The following is a 16,230-nucleotide window of genomic DNA, read 5'->3' as shown; positions in this document are numbered from 1 at the left end:
AGTTATGTATGATCAATCAAACCAGGCGCTGTGGAGGGGATAATATGAACAAGATATTTGTGCTAGATACCAACGTGCTTTTGCACGACCCCAATTCAATTTTCTCTTTCAAGGAGCATGAGGTGGTTATTCCGGCTGTTGTGCTGGAAGAAATCGACTCCAAGAAGCGCAATGCTGACGAAATCGGTCGGAATGCCCGTACAGTATCCCGATTGCTTGATGGACTCCGGGAACTAGGTCATTTGCATAGTGGTGTGGAACTGGAGCATGGAGGCAAGCTGAAGGTAGAACTTAACCATCGCAGTTTTGTGAAGGTACAGGAAATGTTTGGTGAGGTGTCTAACGACAATCGGATTTTGGCTGTTGCTCTCAATTATTTGAATGAAGAGAATGAGAAGCCCGATCCGCGTCCCGTTGTGCTTGTGAGCAAGGATGTACTGGTTCGTATTAAAGCGGATGTACTTGGAATTACGCCAGAGGATTATTTGTCAGATCGTACTGGAGACTTAAATGAACTATACACTGGTTACCAATCTCTGCAGGTTCATCCCGCATTGATTGATGAATATTACAGTCACCGCTCTCTGACGGTAAAACAGCTTGCGTTGTCGTATCCGTTGTACCCTCATGAATTTGTGATTCTCAAGGATGAGATTGGCACTGGCAAATCAGCTCTTCTCAAAGTGAATAGTGATGCCACACGTCTGGAGCCACTCTATCTGGGCAATGATTCGGTTTGGGGGATTAGCGCCCGTAATGCTCAACAACGAATGGCACTGGAGCTGCTGCTAAATGATGAAATCCCACTCGTAACGATCACGGGTAAGGCTGGGACAGGGAAGACGTTATTGGCGCTTGCAGCCGGACTATTCAAAGTGGAGGATGAACATAAATACAAAAAATTGCTTATCGCCCGTCCGGTCGTTCCTATGGGTAAAGACATTGGGTATTTGCCCGGTGAGAAGGATGAGAAGCTTAGACCCTGGATGCAGCCTATTTATGATAATCTGGAATTCCTGTTCGATACCAAAAAAGCTGGCGATATCGATAAAATCTTAATGGGGTTAGGAAGTATACAGGTAGAAGCCTTAACCTATATTCGCGGCCGTTCAATCCCATCGCAGTTCATTATTATTGATGAGGCGCAGAACCTTTCCCGCCATGAGGTGAAGACCATTGTCTCCAGAGCGGGAGAAGGAAGTAAAGTCATTCTAATGGGCGATCCAGAGCAAATCGATCATCCATATCTGGATGCTGCGAGCAACGGACTGAGCTATATCGTCGAGAAGTTTAAACAGCAAGGGATTAGCGGACATATTACTTTGGAAAAAGGTGAGCGTTCCCGCTTGGCGCAATTGGCCGCGGATCTACTCTAACGGTTCATCAATCCTATTTTCAGCCGGGAGAAGCAAACACTCCCGGCTTTTTCCTGCCCGCCCGGAAACGGCAGAGGAATTTAAAGTTGGTTGTGGTGATTAGAGCCATGGAAAGAAAGTCTGGAACTGTAGAAGCGAAGCGTTCGCCTTTATCCTCGGATTTTAACCGCATGATGCGGTAATTAAATCAGGAAATCTGAGGATAACAGCGATCGGAAGTCCAAAGCTTTCTTGTAATGGCGGTCAGATCACCTTCCTATTTTTAATGCCTCTGGCGTATCACCCATATAATAGAAAGAGAACGGTTTCACAAACTAAAGACAAGCACCGGAGGGTTTGGTAAAATAGGGGAGACCAATCAAAAGGGAAGGTGGGAAATCGTGCTGAAACGCAAAAATTATTGGCTGCTTTTTGCAATTTTACTACTATCGCTGACAAGCCTGTCGCCCAGTATGGAATTGAGTACCAGTAACGATCCACGTCCTATGAAAAGACCACAAAGTCAGTCGACCCATCCCTCTTCCGGAGATGAGGGAACTATAGATAGCTTACACATAAGAGTATCGTTAAATAGCGAAGAATTTAGTGAACTGGAGCTCCTTAGCAACCGTTATACCTTAGAAAGTGGAGTAAAGGTTATTTTAAGCAATGTGGATATGGAGGATGCCGATGAGGTATTGAAGCATGATTTAACGATCGGGGACAGCCCGGATATAGTCATGGCAGATGGACGAAGCATTCTGGACTGGGCCACACGTGGATATTTATTGCCGATGGATGTGTATCAGAGCGTTCCGGGGAGTGCACCGTTAACACAGTTGATCCCCTGGATGCAGTGGAATGGATATAATTGGGGAGTCCCGTTAGATATAGATCCTTACGTGCTTGTTTATTCCCCACAACGGCTGGCGGAGCTGGGTTTTAATGCATTACCCAAAAGCCTCGAAGAGTGGAATATCCTGCTTCAGAATGTGCTAAAAGAGCAAGGGAAATATTTACTTGCGATGGATACCCGCAATCCTTATGGATTGTCAGCGGTAATGGAGAGCATGAATAGCAGCTTGTTAGCAGATAACCAAGAGGTGTTGAATTGGATTCAGAATGCCCGCAGTTATTTTTATCTCACCAGCCGCTACAATAAAGATGTCTGGGATATGCTCCAAGGAGGTAGTGTCGCCGTTGCTTCATTACCGTTATCCGAGTGGCAGAAGCATGGAAATTCATCCCTTGCTGCTGTACCGGCCCTGACTGCTAATAATGGGGGTGGTTTTGAATCCTGTTACAGTCGATCTTTTGCCCTTCCAGCTCAATCTCAAAGTCCAAAGGAAGCTGTGAATTGGCTGACCTTTATCACCTCAGAGGATGCTCAGCTGGATTGGTTGGAGAATACGGGTAGCTTGCCGGCGCTTGATGTTCTTTATCGTTCGGAGCATGCTTTTAAATACAAGCTTCCTTTTGATGTTGAGCTATTGCTGACAGAAGAAACCGCCCCGGAGGATGAGTCACAGGGAGGCTGGAGTAAGGTTGTTGAAGCTGTATCGTTACTATTAACAGGGCAGATAGATGCGGAAGGCTATAAAGAATTTCTAAAAGAAGGCCTAAAATGAAATGGAAAGCTTAACATGCAAGACGCCCTCTTGGCTATCTACTGCCGTGGCACGAAGGAAAGATACTATTTTGCCTGGATAAAAGCCTAAGTCAAATTCTTCTTCCAACGTTTTTCTTGTTGTGTCAGGCAATTCAAGACCGTTAAATACAATATGATCGACTTGGAATATAAGGCCGTTGATCGGTTCTTCCTGAATGGTATAGTGACCGGTCAGTGAAAGGGCTAGCGCTCCGCTTTTTCCAGTGGCAGTAATCGATCCGTCATTGAAATGAAAGGCGAAGTCTTTAAACAGCGAATTCTGCGATTGCAAAAATTCATTCAGATCCTCTTCCTTCAGGTTTAGCTCATAAGTCATTCCTTTTCGGGTCAGTACACCCTCTCGATTCTGAACAAACTGTGGTAGTTTATTCATTGCGGAGGATAACGCCTTGAAATAGGTTTTTACCTCGTGCAGGCCGATATTCTCCCAATATAATGTGAATTCTTTAAGTAGAGTACTCATATTTTCAGGATCGCTGCTATTTTTAATCCCACCCTCAATATCCTTGTTGAGCGCGTTTACCCGAACTTGCTGTTCCTCCAGAGCCGTACGCAATCGGGCGAGCTCTTCCGAGTTTCGCTTCGCAGTCTGAAGGGTATCCTTCAAATCCTTATATTGTTCTTCATATTGTGAGAGAATATCGCGGTCATTTCCAATAATAATCTCATAATAATCGAACAGAGCCAGGAATCTGCTGATACTTTTTGCTGAAAAAAACGCGGCCAGAAGATTATCTCTATCCCCCATATAATAAGAACGCACAACTGCACCTGCCCGTTCCTGTTGGTCCGCAATGGCTGTTTTTTTCTGGGTAGCTTGTCTGTTCAGGCTTTCTACCTTTTGTTCAAGCGCTTTTTGTTCGGCTGTAATCTTGATGATTTCACGTTCAATTTCTGCAGAAGACAAGGTCTGTTCAAGTAGTTTACGGGTTTCTTCATTATCTGGTATAGCAGAATTGAAAAAATCACCGCTAGGATCGGCAGACAAGTACTTCACAGGTTGTAACGGAAACAAAGTACAGCAGAAGAGAATTAGTATGGTTGCAATCATGCGGCTTTGTAAATTGCGGGAGCGCACCACACCACCACCTTTTTTTGAAATGATATATGTATGTACTAATAATATGTTTAACCCTTCTAAAATAGCATACAAACAAAAAAACGGAAGTGATCCTTATAAGATAAGGACCTCATCCGCTCCAAAAGAGTACTGCAATTTATAGTGGAAGACCCATTTGAAAGATCGTCCAATAACTAAATCCGGTGAAAGTCAGAATCATGTATGCCCAGAAGAGAAGAACATAAGTTTTTTCAGTAAATTTCATATAGCCAAGTATTACGAAAAATGCAGTTTGCAAAAAGAAAAGCAAGGCCATTTCTGTTAGACCTCCGGCGAAAGCCATCAATCCAATAGCTAATGTGAAAAAACCTAATACCCGAAACATGCGGTCCAAGAGAGAGTCCCCCTTCCAGTATGTATCTCACGAATATTCCTTCGATTTATTATACCCTCAACATAATTATGTGTAAACGAATTCATTGAAAAAAATGCACTAATCTTCAAAAAATGTGATTTTTATAATTGACCTGAGTGATTAGTGCTTTAAAAAAGAGAATTTATAGTTTTATGCGTATGATGTACGCAGATAATGGAAATACAAATTAGTATCAAATAGATTCTATGAACTCTATGAGAAGCATAGAAATGGAGTAAGCAGCTTTTATCCCTATTCACTACCCGGCAGAACTGCCGGTTATGGAGATGGTTATTTCATGACGTTGTTAGGAGGTTTGGCTTTATGACAGCCGTTAGACAGGACGCTTGGAGTGCAGAAGATGATCTAATATTGGCAGAAGTAACTTTGCGACACATTCGGGAGGGCAGCACACAGCTTGCCGCTTTTGAAGAGGTGGGTGAAAAAATCGGCAGAACTTCGGCCGCTTGCGGATTCCGCTGGAACAGTTGTGTTCGGAAAAGTTATGAAGGTGCCATCGGTATTGCTAAAGGGCAACGTCAAAAGCGTAGCTACCTGAAAAAGCAGCCGTCAGTAAGAGGAGCGCAAGTAGCTGGTCTCATTCTGGGTGATGTCGATGAGGAATTTGGGCGCGGTGAGGGATTAAGTGAAAACACATTATCCATTGATGCGGTCATTCGTTTCTTAAGACAATGGAAGGGTACGATCCAGGAAGCAGGACGTCAGCTGAAAATGCTGGAAAGAGACCTGCGCGAGAAGGAAGATGAATTAACAGAATTACGATCTGAGAATGAGCGGTTGTCTAAAGAGGTTAATCTTGCTCAAAGCGACTACCGGGTAGTCAACGATGATTACAAAGCTTTAATTCAGATTATGGATCGTGCTCGCAGGCTTGCTTTCTTAAATGAAGAAGAAGAAGAAATGAAGACTCGTTTCAAAATGGATGGTAACGGAAATTTAGAACGCATTGAATGAACGATAGGTTAACTAACAATCCCGCAAGTGGTCTGCTTTTTAAGCACCACTTGCGGGGTTTTTGGTATACTTAGAAAAATTGTGCTTAAGATCAGCAGGAGGGTTATATGAAAATTGATATAATTGGTGCAGGTTCACTCGGGCTGCTGCTGGCAGGGAGACTGATCCAAGCCGGAAATGATGTGAGGCTGTGGTGCCGAGGGATAGAACAATGCCAACGATTAGGGCGTGATGGCTTAACGGTTACCTACGAGGATGGACGCGAGCCGATAACAATTTCGGAAGATCAGTTTGTATCCGCGCCAATAGGGGAGTTCGCTGGTGCTTATCTAGAAGAGCCGAGTGATTGGATCGTGGTGACGGTTAAACAGAATACTCTACATAATGATTTGCCTGAATTTCTATCCCTACTTAAGGAAGAGCAAGTACATATGATTTGTTTTCAGAATGGTACAGGACATATGGAGATGTTAGGAGGCTTGTTGCCAAACGCCAATTTATATGTAGCTGTGACTACGGAGGCTGCGAAGCGCAAATCCTTAACTGAGGTCATTCATGCAGGAGCAGGGGAGGTGTGGATAGGAAAATGGAGCTTAGGGGATGGACAAGCTCATAGCATACATAATGATTTAAAAGCGAATAATTTAATAGAAGTTCTCATAATGGCAGGATTCGCAGCCTTTTTGTCGAATGAAGTGGATACCATGATTTACCGGAAGCTCTTGATCAATGCCGTTATTAATCCACTCACGGCGATTTGGCGTATTCCAAATGGGGAGCTGTTGTCTTCAGAGCAACGCCTCCAATTAATGAAGGAAGTTTTTGAAGAAGCAACAATGGTGTATGATTTCTGTGAAATTACTTATGATAAGGATGCTTGGGATAACATCCTTCAGGTGTGCCGGTTAACGTCTGGCAATATTTCATCTATGCTGGCAGATGTACTTGCTTCAAGAACCACAGAAATTCGTTGGATCAATGGAAGTCTTGTAGAAATGGCAGAACGATCTGGAGTGTCGGCACCATTAAATCGCTGGCTCTGCCAATTAGTTGAAGGTATTGGGGTATGATCTCTGGGGAGAGGTGAAGCTATGGGACTGCTGATGGATTCGGTTATTACTTTAAGCGTTATTCCGATTGTGCCGTTTTTGATTGTTTTTTTCATTGGAAAAGGCTTAAAAAAAGATAAAAAGAAAACTTTTATGCTCGCTATGGACGTGACCACATTTTTTTTATTATTGTCGGTCTCCGCATTGTTTAATAACATCTTTAATTCCGGTTTTGGGTTTTACCTTATACTAATTATTGTATTAATATCCGCTGGACTGATTGGCGGAGCTCAAAATCGGATGAAAGGAAAGGTAGATGGGAAGCGGTTATTTCGGGCAGTTTGGAGACTTTCGTTCTTTTTTATGAGCGTCGGATATTTATTATTTATGTTTGTTGGGCTAATTACCTACATATCACAAGCGATGTAACGTTCCACTGCTTCGGTGAAGCGTCAACGTCACAAAAGTTTAAAGTTTTAAAAAAAAAATATTTTCTGAAAACATTGCACTAGATTTTTTTGACCACTGGTTGTATAATCATAAACCATATACCACATTCTATTTAGGGGGAACTGCTAGATGAAGAAGAGTAAAAGTCTATTGCTAATGATTGCATTAGTACTTGTTATCGGCACAGTGCTTGCTGGCTGCGGCGGAAACAATGCAAACAGCGGCAATAAAGGTAACAATGCTAACACTGGTAACACGGCAACTGGTAATGCAGCTACAGAAGAAAAATTGGCTGCTGACCAAACATTGAGAATTAACCTTAGTTCTGAGCCTCCAACATTTGACCCAGGATTGGCTCAAGATAGCCAAGCACACACTGTCCTGACAACAATGTACGAAGGTCTGACTCGCATGAATGCTGAATCTGGTCAAGCTGAACCAGGTGTTGCTGAAAGCTGGGAAGTTTCCGCTGACGGTCTGGTATATACTTTCAAACTCCGTGATTCACAATGGAGTAATGGCGATCCTGTAACAACAGAAGACTTCGTTCGCGCTTGGAAACGCGTGCTCGATCCTGCTGCTGCATCCGCTGCACCTTATGCTTATCAATTGTACTACATCAAAAATGCTCAAAAGTTCTACAACAAGGAAATTACCGATTTCAGTCAAGTAGGTGTTAAAGCGGTTGATGAGAAAACTCTTGAAGTTACTCTTGAAGCCCCAACTCCTTACTTCCTTGGATTGCTTTCCTTCTACACTTATTACCCTGTACACAAATCCATTGAGAGTAATCCTAAATGGGCAACAAGCAAAGATACTATGATCGTTAACGGTGCTTTCACTCTTACTGAGTGGACTACAGGTCAAACACTTGTTGTAACTAAAAACGATAAATATTGGGATAAAGATTCTATTAAACTTAACAAAATCGACTTCTCCCTTGTAAACAGCGGTGCAACTGAGCTGCTCAGCTACAAGAACGGTGAATACGATCGTGCCGGTGGACCAACTGGTGAAATTCCATCAGAACAAATTCCAATCGTGCAAAAAGAACTTCCTAACGAATTCAGCCGTAAAGGTATTGCTTCCGTATACTACTACGAATTCAATATCACTGAAAAACCTTTCACAAACGCTAAAATCCGTAAGGCTCTTGCAATGTCCATTAACCGTCAAGCTTTGATTGACAATGTAGTACAAGGTGGACAATTCCCAGCATACGGTTATGTACCTCCGGGTATCGCTGGTGCTGATGGTGAATACCGTACAGCAGTTAAAGATAGCTACTTCACTGAAGATCTAGAACAAGCTAAAACATTGCTTGCTGAAGGTCTGAAAGAAGAAGGTATGGATAAACTGCCTACATTCTCCCTGACTTACAACACAAGTGAAGGTCACAAGAAAATCGCTTTGGCGATTGCTGATATGTGGAAAAACAATCTTGGTATCGACGTACAAACCGTTAACCAAGAGTGGGCTGTATTTATTGAAAACCGTCAAAACCTGAACTACCAAGTTGCTCGTGCTGGTTGGACTGCGGATTACAATGATCCAATGACTTTCCTTGATATGTGGGTAACAGGTGGCGGTAACAATGATACTGGTTACGCTAACCCTGAGTATGACAAATTGATCAGCGAAGCTAAAACAAGCACTGACTTGGCAGTACGTCAAGAAAAGTTTGCTGCAGCTGAGAAATTGCTCATTGAGCAAGATATGGTTCTGATTCCTTTGTACTACTACACTAACAACTCCCTGACTAAAGAGTACCTTAAAGGTGTTACTCTTGACTTTAGTGGTGCAATTGACTTGACTCGCGGATACTTGCTTGAGCACTAAGATATTGCTTTAGTAATTACAACAGAATAGTTAGTTGACTGAAGTTGCAGAATACTTCGGGATATATATGTGGAATTCCATATATATCCCTTTTTTTTGTATTCCTGTCTATTTGTTAATTAATGTTATTAATAACATATATAGAAAATAGACAAAAATCCGTTTTTTTCATAAAATCATTATTATGTGTATCAAAAATTGTCGGAGGAGGTGTGATGGGGATGGTTCGTTATGTCGCAAATAAGTTTTTCTATATGTTGGTTTCTCTATTTGTATTGATTTCAGCTACCTTTTTCTTGATGAAAGCTATTCCGGGGGATCCGTTTACTTCTGAAAAGAAGGTACCGCCAGAAATTAAAGCACGTCTGATGGAACAATATGGTCTGGACAAGCCGCTCTCTCATCAGTATTTTAAGTATTTAGGTGATATTATCCAAGGTGACCTAGGTGTCTCAATGAAACGCCTAAATCAAGATGTATCACATTTGATCAGTCAAACCTTTTCAGCGTCGCTGAAGCTGGGACTCGTCGCAATCGTTGTGGCGGTTATTGTCGGAGTATTTCTCGGCATGTTGGCGGCACTCTATCACAGAAAGTTTATTGACAGCGCAGCTATGGTGCTGGCAGTTCTGGGGATTGCGGTTCCGAGCTTTGTAGTCGCGTCATTACTGCAGTATGTATTTGCTTTCAAACTGGGTTGGGTACCGGTTTCAGGTTTTAAAGGGCCAATCTATTATTTCTTACCCGTGGCCGCGCTCTCGGCACAGCCGATCGCCTTTATCGCCCGCTTGACCCGTTCAAGTATGCTTGAAGTTTTGAATGCGGATTATATCAAAACGGCTAAAGCAAAGGGATTGAGCTGGATGGCTATTCTGAGCCGCCATGTACTTCGTAACGGAATTCTACCTGTTGTTACTTATATGGGTCCAATGACAGCTAACATCGTAACTGGTTCGGTTGTTATCGAGCAGATCTTTGGTGTTGGGGGTATTGGTAAACAGTTCGTGGAAGCGATTGGTGTCCGTGACTATACCGTTATTATGGGGATAACCATTTTCTATGGTGTATTACTCATGGTTGCCCGCTTTATTACGGATATTGCTTATGTATTAATTGACCCACGTATGAAATTAAGTGGAGGAAAGGAGGGCTAAATAGTGGCTACTGAAAATAACTTGCTAAATCTAAAACCGGAAGATTTTCAAAAAGTCGGTGTAGATGAAAAAGAAGCCGAAGTTATCCAGCGTGAGAGTCTCTCTGCTTGGAAAGACTCTTGGCAACGGTTGCGTCAAAATAAAATGGCGATGACTGCGCTCGGTATCCTGGGTTTGATTGTACTTGCAGCGATTTTTGCACCTTTTATCTCGAAATATAACTATTATTCTAATGATTTGATGAGCACCAATAAGCCCCCTTCCTCCGATCACTGGTTTGGAACGGATGATCTTGGTCGTGATATCTTTGTTCGTACTTGGTACGGTGCACGGATTTCCTTGATCGTTGGTCTTGCTGCGGCAGCCATCGACTTGTTCATCGGTGTTATCTACGGAGGCATTATGGGCTTCTTCGGCGGCCGTGTAGATAATATTATGAATAAATTCTCTGAAATTTTGTATTCTATTCCTTATTTGCTGGTTGTAATCTTGCTCTTGGTCGTTCTTGAGCCAAGTCTTGGAACAATCATCCTAGCTCTAACCATTACAGGCTGGATTACGATGTCGTGGATTGTGCGTGGAGAAATTATGCAGCTCAAGAATCGTGAATTCGTATTGGCGTCCCGTTCCATGGGTGCTGGTTCTGCGAGACTGTTGTTCAAGCACCTTCTGCCGAATGCGGTTGGTCCGATTATCGTAACCATTACACTGTCTGTACCAAATGCTATCTTTGCTGAGGCCTTCCTAAGCTTCTTGGGTCTTGGTGTACAAGCTCCTGTTGCTTCACTTGGATCGATGATCAATGACTCACTCACCGGCTGGTTGTACTATCCATGGCGCTTCTTGTTCCCTGCGATCCTAATCAGCTTAACAATGCTTTCTTTCAACATTTTCGGTGATGGTCTTCGTGACGCGCTTGATCCTAAGCTGAAGAAATAGGAGGAATATGGATGGAACCTATTTTACAAGTCAAAGATTTGCATATTTCCTTTTTTGTTAAGGGCGGAGAAGTACAAGCTGTCCGTGGTATGAATTTTGAAATTGGCAAAGGCGAAACGGTTGCCATCGTCGGCGAGTCCGGCAGCGGTAAGAGTGTAACTGCTCAATCGATTATGCGGTTGATCCCTTCTCCACCTTCTAAAGTGAAAAAGGGAGAGATTATTTTTCAAGGACAGAATCTGCTAGACAAAAGCATGAAAGAAATGGAATCTATTCGCGGTAAAGATATTGGCATGATTTTTCAAGACCCGATGACTTCTCTGAACCCAACCATCAAAGTGGGCAAACAGATCACTGAAGTTTTGATTAAACATCAGAAAATGTCAGCGGCCGAAGCGAAAAAGCAAGGTATGGAGATGTTGAAATTAGTAGGCATCAAAAATGCGGAGGCTCGCTTTAACCAATATCCCCACGAATTCTCAGGCGGTATGCGCCAGCGTGTAATGATCGCAATCGCGTTAGCTTGCCGTCCGGCTTTGCTGATAGCAGATGAGCCTACAACAGCTCTAGATGTAACCATTCAGGCGCAGATCATGGAAGTTATGAGAGAGATGCAGCAAAAACTAGGTACCTCCATTATTCTGATTACACATGATCTGGGCGTAGTTGCTGGCATGTGTGATCGGGTGATTGTAATGTATGCAGGTGAGGTTGTGGAGACCGGAACAAGATGGGAAATCTTTAAAAATCCACAACATCCATACACCAAAGGTCTGCTGCGCTCAATGCCGCGTCTGGACCAAAAGAAAGGCGAGCCGCTTATTCCGATCATCGGCACACCGCCAGATCTGATCAAGCCGCCGATCGGCTGTCCGTTCACTGCTCGTTGCAATGAAGCGATGCATGTGTGCGAACAAATCGATCCCGGCGCCACAGAATTCAGCGAAACGCATATGGCGCGTTGCTGGAATCTGCATTCGATGGCCAAGGAGGTGCAGTACTCTTGAGTAAGAACCTAATAGAGGTAGAAGGTCTTAAGAAATATTTTAATGTAGGTAAAGGTAAGGTTCTTAAGGCTGTTGATAATATTAACTTCACGATCCGTGAGGGCGAGACACTTGGGATGGTAGGTGAGTCCGGTTGTGGTAAGACTACTGCTGGACGTACGATTCTTCGCTTGTATGAGCCAACTGCTGGAAGTGTGAAATATAATGGTACAGACATTTATAAATTGCCTGGAAATCAAATGAAGGCTATGCGCCGTGACATGCAAATGATTTTCCAAGATCCGTACGCATCGCTTAACCCGCGGTTTACGGTTTCTGATATCATCGGCGAGGCACTGGACATTCACGGAATGGCTGGCAGCCGTGCAGAACGTAAGAAACGGATTGAAGAACTGCTGGATATGGTTGGTCTTAACCATGACCATGCAACCCGTTATCCGCATGAATTCTCCGGTGGACAACGTCAACGTATCGGGATTGCCCGTTCGTTAGCGGTTAATCCTAAGTTCATCGTTTGTGATGAGCCGATTTCCGCACTTGACGTATCCATTCAAGCTCAGGTCGTTAACTTGCTTAAAGAACTGCAAGATCGTCTTGGATTGACTTATCTTTTCATCGCGCATGATCTGTCCATGGTTAAACATATCAGTGATCGCGTAGCAGTTATGTACTTGGGTAAAATGGTTGAGTTGGCGGAAAGTGAAGAGCTTTATGCAAATCCTATCCACCCTTATACTAAATCCCTATTGTCGGCTATTCCAGTTCCGGATCCGGAAATTGAAGTCAACAAAAAACGTATTCACTTGCATGATGAGCTTGGCAGCCCTATTTATTCTGCTAACGATAAGACCAATGACAGTGACTTTGAATTAGTAGAAGTATCTAAAGGCCACTTTGTCAGCAAAAAATTCGCATAATTTATACTTAGGTTTTCAAAGGCGGGAGCATTATGCTCTCGCCTCTTGTATGTATTTAGGATATTATTTAATGAATTTATAGTATAATTGAACAGTTGGCTGTACCTGTGTTGCTGATATCAAGACATGTTTTACTTTGACGCGGCTCCTGACTTTGGATACAATCATAGAGAGTTTTTACGAACTTGGATTTACATATAACTGCTTAGTAGAACTGGAGGCACTAGCAAATGAATATTGTAACGGAACCGCTCAAGGGTGGATCTGCACTCTCGCGCGACTATATAGATCATTTTGAAAAGGTTAGTCATTTGTACGGTGGGGATTTCCGCAATAAAGAAAGTAGAAGTAGAAGGGCAGAGTGGCTAGACGGCAGAGAAAGCCTTCGTGCCGACCGGACTCAGATTGCTGAGTGTCTGCGTCAATATAATGAAAAGCATAACTCGCATGATGCGGTGATGGCTTCGCTGGCGCTCTTAGAGCAGCCGGGGACATTAGTGGTGACAGGTGGGCAGCAAAGCGGACTATTTACTGGACCCCTGTTAGTGGTATATAAAGCTGCAACTACCATTATGGCGGCAAAAGAAGCAGCTGAACAACTCGGCCGACCAGTAGTTCCTTTATTCTGGATTGCAGGTGAAGATCATGACTGGGATGAAGTGAATCATACGTATGTACTGAATCGTACGCAGGAGATTACTAAGATTAAGATAGAAAAGTCAGAAGAGAAACGCTCCTCAGTAAGTGATATTCGTGTAGAAGAGGAAAGCTGGCAGCAGGTAGTGGAACAGTTAGACGGTCTGCTTCAGGAAAGCGACTTTAAGCCGCAGATTATGGAATTCATTCGCACTTCTTCTTTTAGAGCAGATAGTATGACGGATGCATTTGCCAAGCTGATGGGTTCATTATTTGGTAAATTTGGTCTAATTCTGCTTGATTCTGCTGATCCCAACTTACGTAAGTTAGAACAGCCATTTTTCACTTCGCTAATTATGCAGAATGATGCACTGGAAACAGCGTATATGAATTCTGCTTCTGATATTGTGGGCGCCGGATATGAGCTTCAGGCTGATGTTACAGCTGGCAATGCCAACCTCTTTTATATTCATGAAGGTACACGGCTTCTGCTTCACAAGAAGGACGGAATCTTTACGGATCGCAAGGGTCAGGTATCCTTTTCCCGTGATGAATTACTTGAGGAGGTGCAGGCACATCCGGAACGCTTTAGCAATAATGTGCTGACACGTCCACTTATGCAGGATTATGTGTTGCCTGTTCTGGCAACGGTGCTGGGTCAAGGTGAGATTGCTTACTGGGCCATTCCGCGTCGTGCGTTTGAGACCATTGGGGGAGAAATGCCGTTAATTATCCCTAGAATGTCTTTTACAGTCGTAGAAGGTACGCTGCACAAGCATATGGATAAATATCAACTTAGCTTTGAGGATGTAAGACAAGGACTGGATCACAAAAGACATGAATGGCTGGCCGCACAGGATGAGCTGGGGATAGAACGTCGTTTTGAAGAAACCAAGACCTCATTCGCCGCTATGTACGAACCGCTGATTGAGCAGCTTGGAACGGTTCAGGCCGGTCTGCTTAAGCTGGGGAATAACAATAAAGAGAAGATTCTAGATCAGATTACTTTTTTACAGGCGAAAGCCCAAGATGCAATGGCAAAACAGAACGAAGCTGCAATCCGGCAATGGGAGCGAATCGAGCTGTCGTTAATGCCACTGGGTAAACTGCAGGAAAGAGTGTACAATATCATGTATTACTTGAACCGGTACGGGCTTGCATGGCTGGATGAGTTAATGACGGTTGAACCGGATTACAGTGGAACACATCGCATCATTTATATGTAATGGAAGTATCGCTTCATAAAACTAAGCTTATGCTTACGAAGTGAGTTTTGTACGAAGTAGATTCAATGTAGTAACGCTCACAAAACAAAGCGTATGCTTACGGAGCAAGTTTTATTGCGAAGTGGATCATAGAAGTATAGCTCCATAAAACTTTTAGGAGGTTTCATAATGAGTTCATCTAAACAAAATAGTATCGTGGCTGATATGTCACTCGCACCGGAAGGGCATTTGAAAATCGACTGGGTTCGCCAGCATATGCCGGTACTGAACCGTATTCGTGAGCAGTTTGAAGCAGAACAGCCATTTAAAGGTCTGAAAGTATCGATTACATTGCATTTGGAAGCTAAAACCGCTTATTTGGCGAAGGTTGTCAAAGCTGGTGGTGCAGATGTAACCATTACAGGTTCGAATCCACTATCTACACAGGATGATGTATGTGCAGCGCTTGTGGAGGATGGAATCACAGTATTTGCTAAATACAATCCGTCTCCTGAAGAATTTAAAGCCCTTAATATCAAAGCACTGGAGAGCAAACCGGACTTGATTATTGATGACGGTGGGGATTTTGCTACATTGCTGCATTCGGAGCGTCCTGATCTGATGGAGAATATTCGCGGGGGTGCTGAAGAAACAACTACCGGGATTATTCGTCTAAAAGCTCTGCAAAAGCAAGGCGTATTGAAGTTCCCAATGGTCGCGGTTAATGATGCCTACTGCAAATATTTGTTTGATAACCGTTATGGCACTGGCCAATCGGCATGGGATGGAATTATTCGCACAACCAACCTTATCGTAGCGGGCAAAACAGTAGTTGTTGTCGGTTACGGCTGGTGTGGTAAAGGTGTTGCCATGCGCGCCAAAGGACTTGGAGCAAAAGTGGTTGTCACAGAAGTTGATGCGATTAAAGCCATTGAAGCACATATGGACGGTTTTGAAGTAATGCCAATGCTGGAAGCAGCTAAGGTTGGTGATTTCTTCGTTACAGTAACTGGTAACCGTTATGTAATTCGCGGTGAACATTATGATGTGATGAAGGATGGAGCAATCATGTGCAACGCGGGCCATTTCGACGTTGAAGTGAATAAGCCTGAGCTGTCGGAAAGATCCGTATCCCAACGTACCGTTCGCAAAAATATCGAAGAGTACCAGCTTCGTGACGGACGTAAATTATATCTGCTTGCCGAAGGCAGACTTGTAAATCTGGGTGCTGCTGATGGTCACCCTGCTGAAATTATGGATACAACCTTTGCACTCCAGGCACTGTCGCTGAAATATGTAAATGATAATTATAAGAGCATTGGCGTAAAAGTTGAAAATGTTCCTTATGAGCTGGATGAGCAAGTAGCACGTTATAAGCTGGAAAGTCTGGGCATTAACATCGATAGCCTCACTCCGGCACAAGTCGATTATTTGGACAGCTGGAATTTGAACGATTAATAACTGAACGCATAACAATAAAGTGTATTAACCAGTGTACCTTGAACTGAAGCAACTTTTTTAACAAAGCCATGCAACGGACAAGATTCCGATTGCATGGCT

The 16,230-nt window shown here is 43.3% G+C and carries 14 protein-coding genes; 12 read left to right on the top strand and 2 right to left on the bottom strand.

From position 1 onward, the window contains the following. Nucleotides 1-44: 44 nt before the first annotated feature. Both NST94_RS22630 and NST94_RS22625 read left to right on the top strand, forming a co-directional pair. Nucleotides 45-1,376: a PhoH family protein gene (locus NST94_RS22630; protein WP_036683710.1), complete on the top strand. Its 1,332-nt coding sequence runs from the start codon at nucleotides 45-47 to the stop codon at nucleotides 1,374-1,376. Nucleotides 1,377-1,756: 380 nt separating this feature from the next. Further along, nucleotides 1,757-2,983 (top strand): extracellular solute-binding protein, encoded by a 1,227-nt coding sequence (locus NST94_RS22625; protein WP_076185253.1) that lies wholly within the window; start codon nucleotides 1,757-1,759, stop codon nucleotides 2,981-2,983. Here the strand turns inward: NST94_RS22625 and NST94_RS22620 are convergent. Both NST94_RS22620 and NST94_RS22615 read right to left on the bottom strand, forming a co-directional pair. Further along, on the bottom strand, nucleotides 2,975-4,075 hold the full coding sequence (locus NST94_RS22620; RefSeq protein WP_076185283.1) for a hypothetical protein: 1,101 nt from the start codon (nucleotides 4,073-4,075) through the stop codon (nucleotides 2,975-2,977). The genes NST94_RS22625 and NST94_RS22620 overlap by 9 nt on opposite strands. A 166-nt stretch (nucleotides 4,076-4,241) precedes the next feature. Continuing rightward, nucleotides 4,242-4,478 carry a DUF2626 family protein gene (locus NST94_RS22615; RefSeq protein ID WP_036683705.1) on the bottom strand — a complete coding sequence of 79 codons (237 nt, stop codon included), beginning with the start codon at nucleotides 4,476-4,478 and terminating at the stop codon, nucleotides 4,242-4,244. A gap of 345 nt (nucleotides 4,479-4,823) precedes the next feature. On the opposite strand from NST94_RS22615, the gene NST94_RS22610 reads away from it, so the two are divergent. The 10 genes from NST94_RS22610 (at nucleotide 4,824) to NST94_RS22565 (ending at nucleotide 16,128) form a co-directional block, all read left to right on the top strand. Then, nucleotides 4,824-5,474, top strand: a complete 651-nt coding sequence (locus NST94_RS22610; RefSeq protein ID WP_036683702.1) for an RsfA family transcriptional regulator — start codon at nucleotides 4,824-4,826, stop codon at nucleotides 5,472-5,474. Nucleotides 5,475-5,581: 107 nt separating this feature from the next. Next, the gene (locus NST94_RS22605; RefSeq protein ID WP_280753441.1) at nucleotides 5,582-6,544 is read left to right on the top strand and encodes a 2-dehydropantoate 2-reductase; all 963 of its coding nucleotides are present in this window, start codon (nucleotides 5,582-5,584) and stop codon (nucleotides 6,542-6,544) included. Nucleotides 6,545-6,565: 21 nt separating this feature from the next. Next, nucleotides 6,566-6,952, top strand: coding sequence for a DUF3397 domain-containing protein (locus NST94_RS22600; RefSeq protein WP_036683696.1), 387 nt, complete (start codon nucleotides 6,566-6,568; stop codon nucleotides 6,950-6,952). Between the two features lie 150 nt (nucleotides 6,953-7,102). Beyond that, the gene (locus tag NST94_RS22595; protein ID WP_076129042.1) at nucleotides 7,103-8,812 is read left to right on the top strand and encodes a peptide ABC transporter substrate-binding protein; all 1,710 of its coding nucleotides are present in this window, start codon (nucleotides 7,103-7,105) and stop codon (nucleotides 8,810-8,812) included. Nucleotides 8,813-9,033: 221 nt separating this feature from the next. Beyond that, nucleotides 9,034-9,966, top strand: coding sequence for an ABC transporter permease (locus tag NST94_RS22590; protein ID WP_036683691.1), 933 nt, complete (start codon nucleotides 9,034-9,036; stop codon nucleotides 9,964-9,966). A 3-nt stretch (nucleotides 9,967-9,969) separates the two neighbouring features. Further along, nucleotides 9,970-10,905, top strand: a complete 936-nt coding sequence (locus NST94_RS22585; RefSeq protein ID WP_036683689.1) for an ABC transporter permease — start codon at nucleotides 9,970-9,972, stop codon at nucleotides 10,903-10,905. An 11-nt stretch (nucleotides 10,906-10,916) separates the two neighbouring features. After that, complete coding sequence (locus NST94_RS22580) at nucleotides 10,917-11,912, top strand: ABC transporter ATP-binding protein (protein ID WP_036683686.1); 996 nt, start codon at nucleotides 10,917-10,919, stop codon at nucleotides 11,910-11,912. Next, complete coding sequence (locus NST94_RS22575) at nucleotides 11,909-12,829, top strand: ATP-binding cassette domain-containing protein (protein WP_036683682.1); 921 nt, start codon at nucleotides 11,909-11,911, stop codon at nucleotides 12,827-12,829. The genes NST94_RS22580 and NST94_RS22575 overlap by 4 nt, the downstream gene beginning before the upstream one ends. 230 nt (nucleotides 12,830-13,059) lie before the next feature. After that, a complete protein-coding gene (bshC, locus tag NST94_RS22570) occupies nucleotides 13,060-14,691 on the top strand; it encodes a bacillithiol biosynthesis cysteine-adding enzyme BshC (protein WP_076129044.1) in 1,632 nt (543 codons plus the stop codon). 165 nt (nucleotides 14,692-14,856) lie between these two features. Further along, entirely contained in the window at nucleotides 14,857-16,128 is a 1,272-nt protein-coding gene (locus NST94_RS22565) for an adenosylhomocysteinase (protein ID WP_280753465.1), read from the top strand. The last annotated feature ends 102 nt before the right edge of the window (nucleotides 16,129-16,230 follow it).

It is taken from the genome of Paenibacillus sp. FSL H8-0282 (assembly GCF_037963825.1).
GTDB lineage: Bacteria > Bacillota > Bacilli > Paenibacillales > Paenibacillaceae > Paenibacillus_AQ > Paenibacillus_AQ odorifer.
This window is presented reverse-complemented; position numbering and strand designations above follow the sequence as displayed.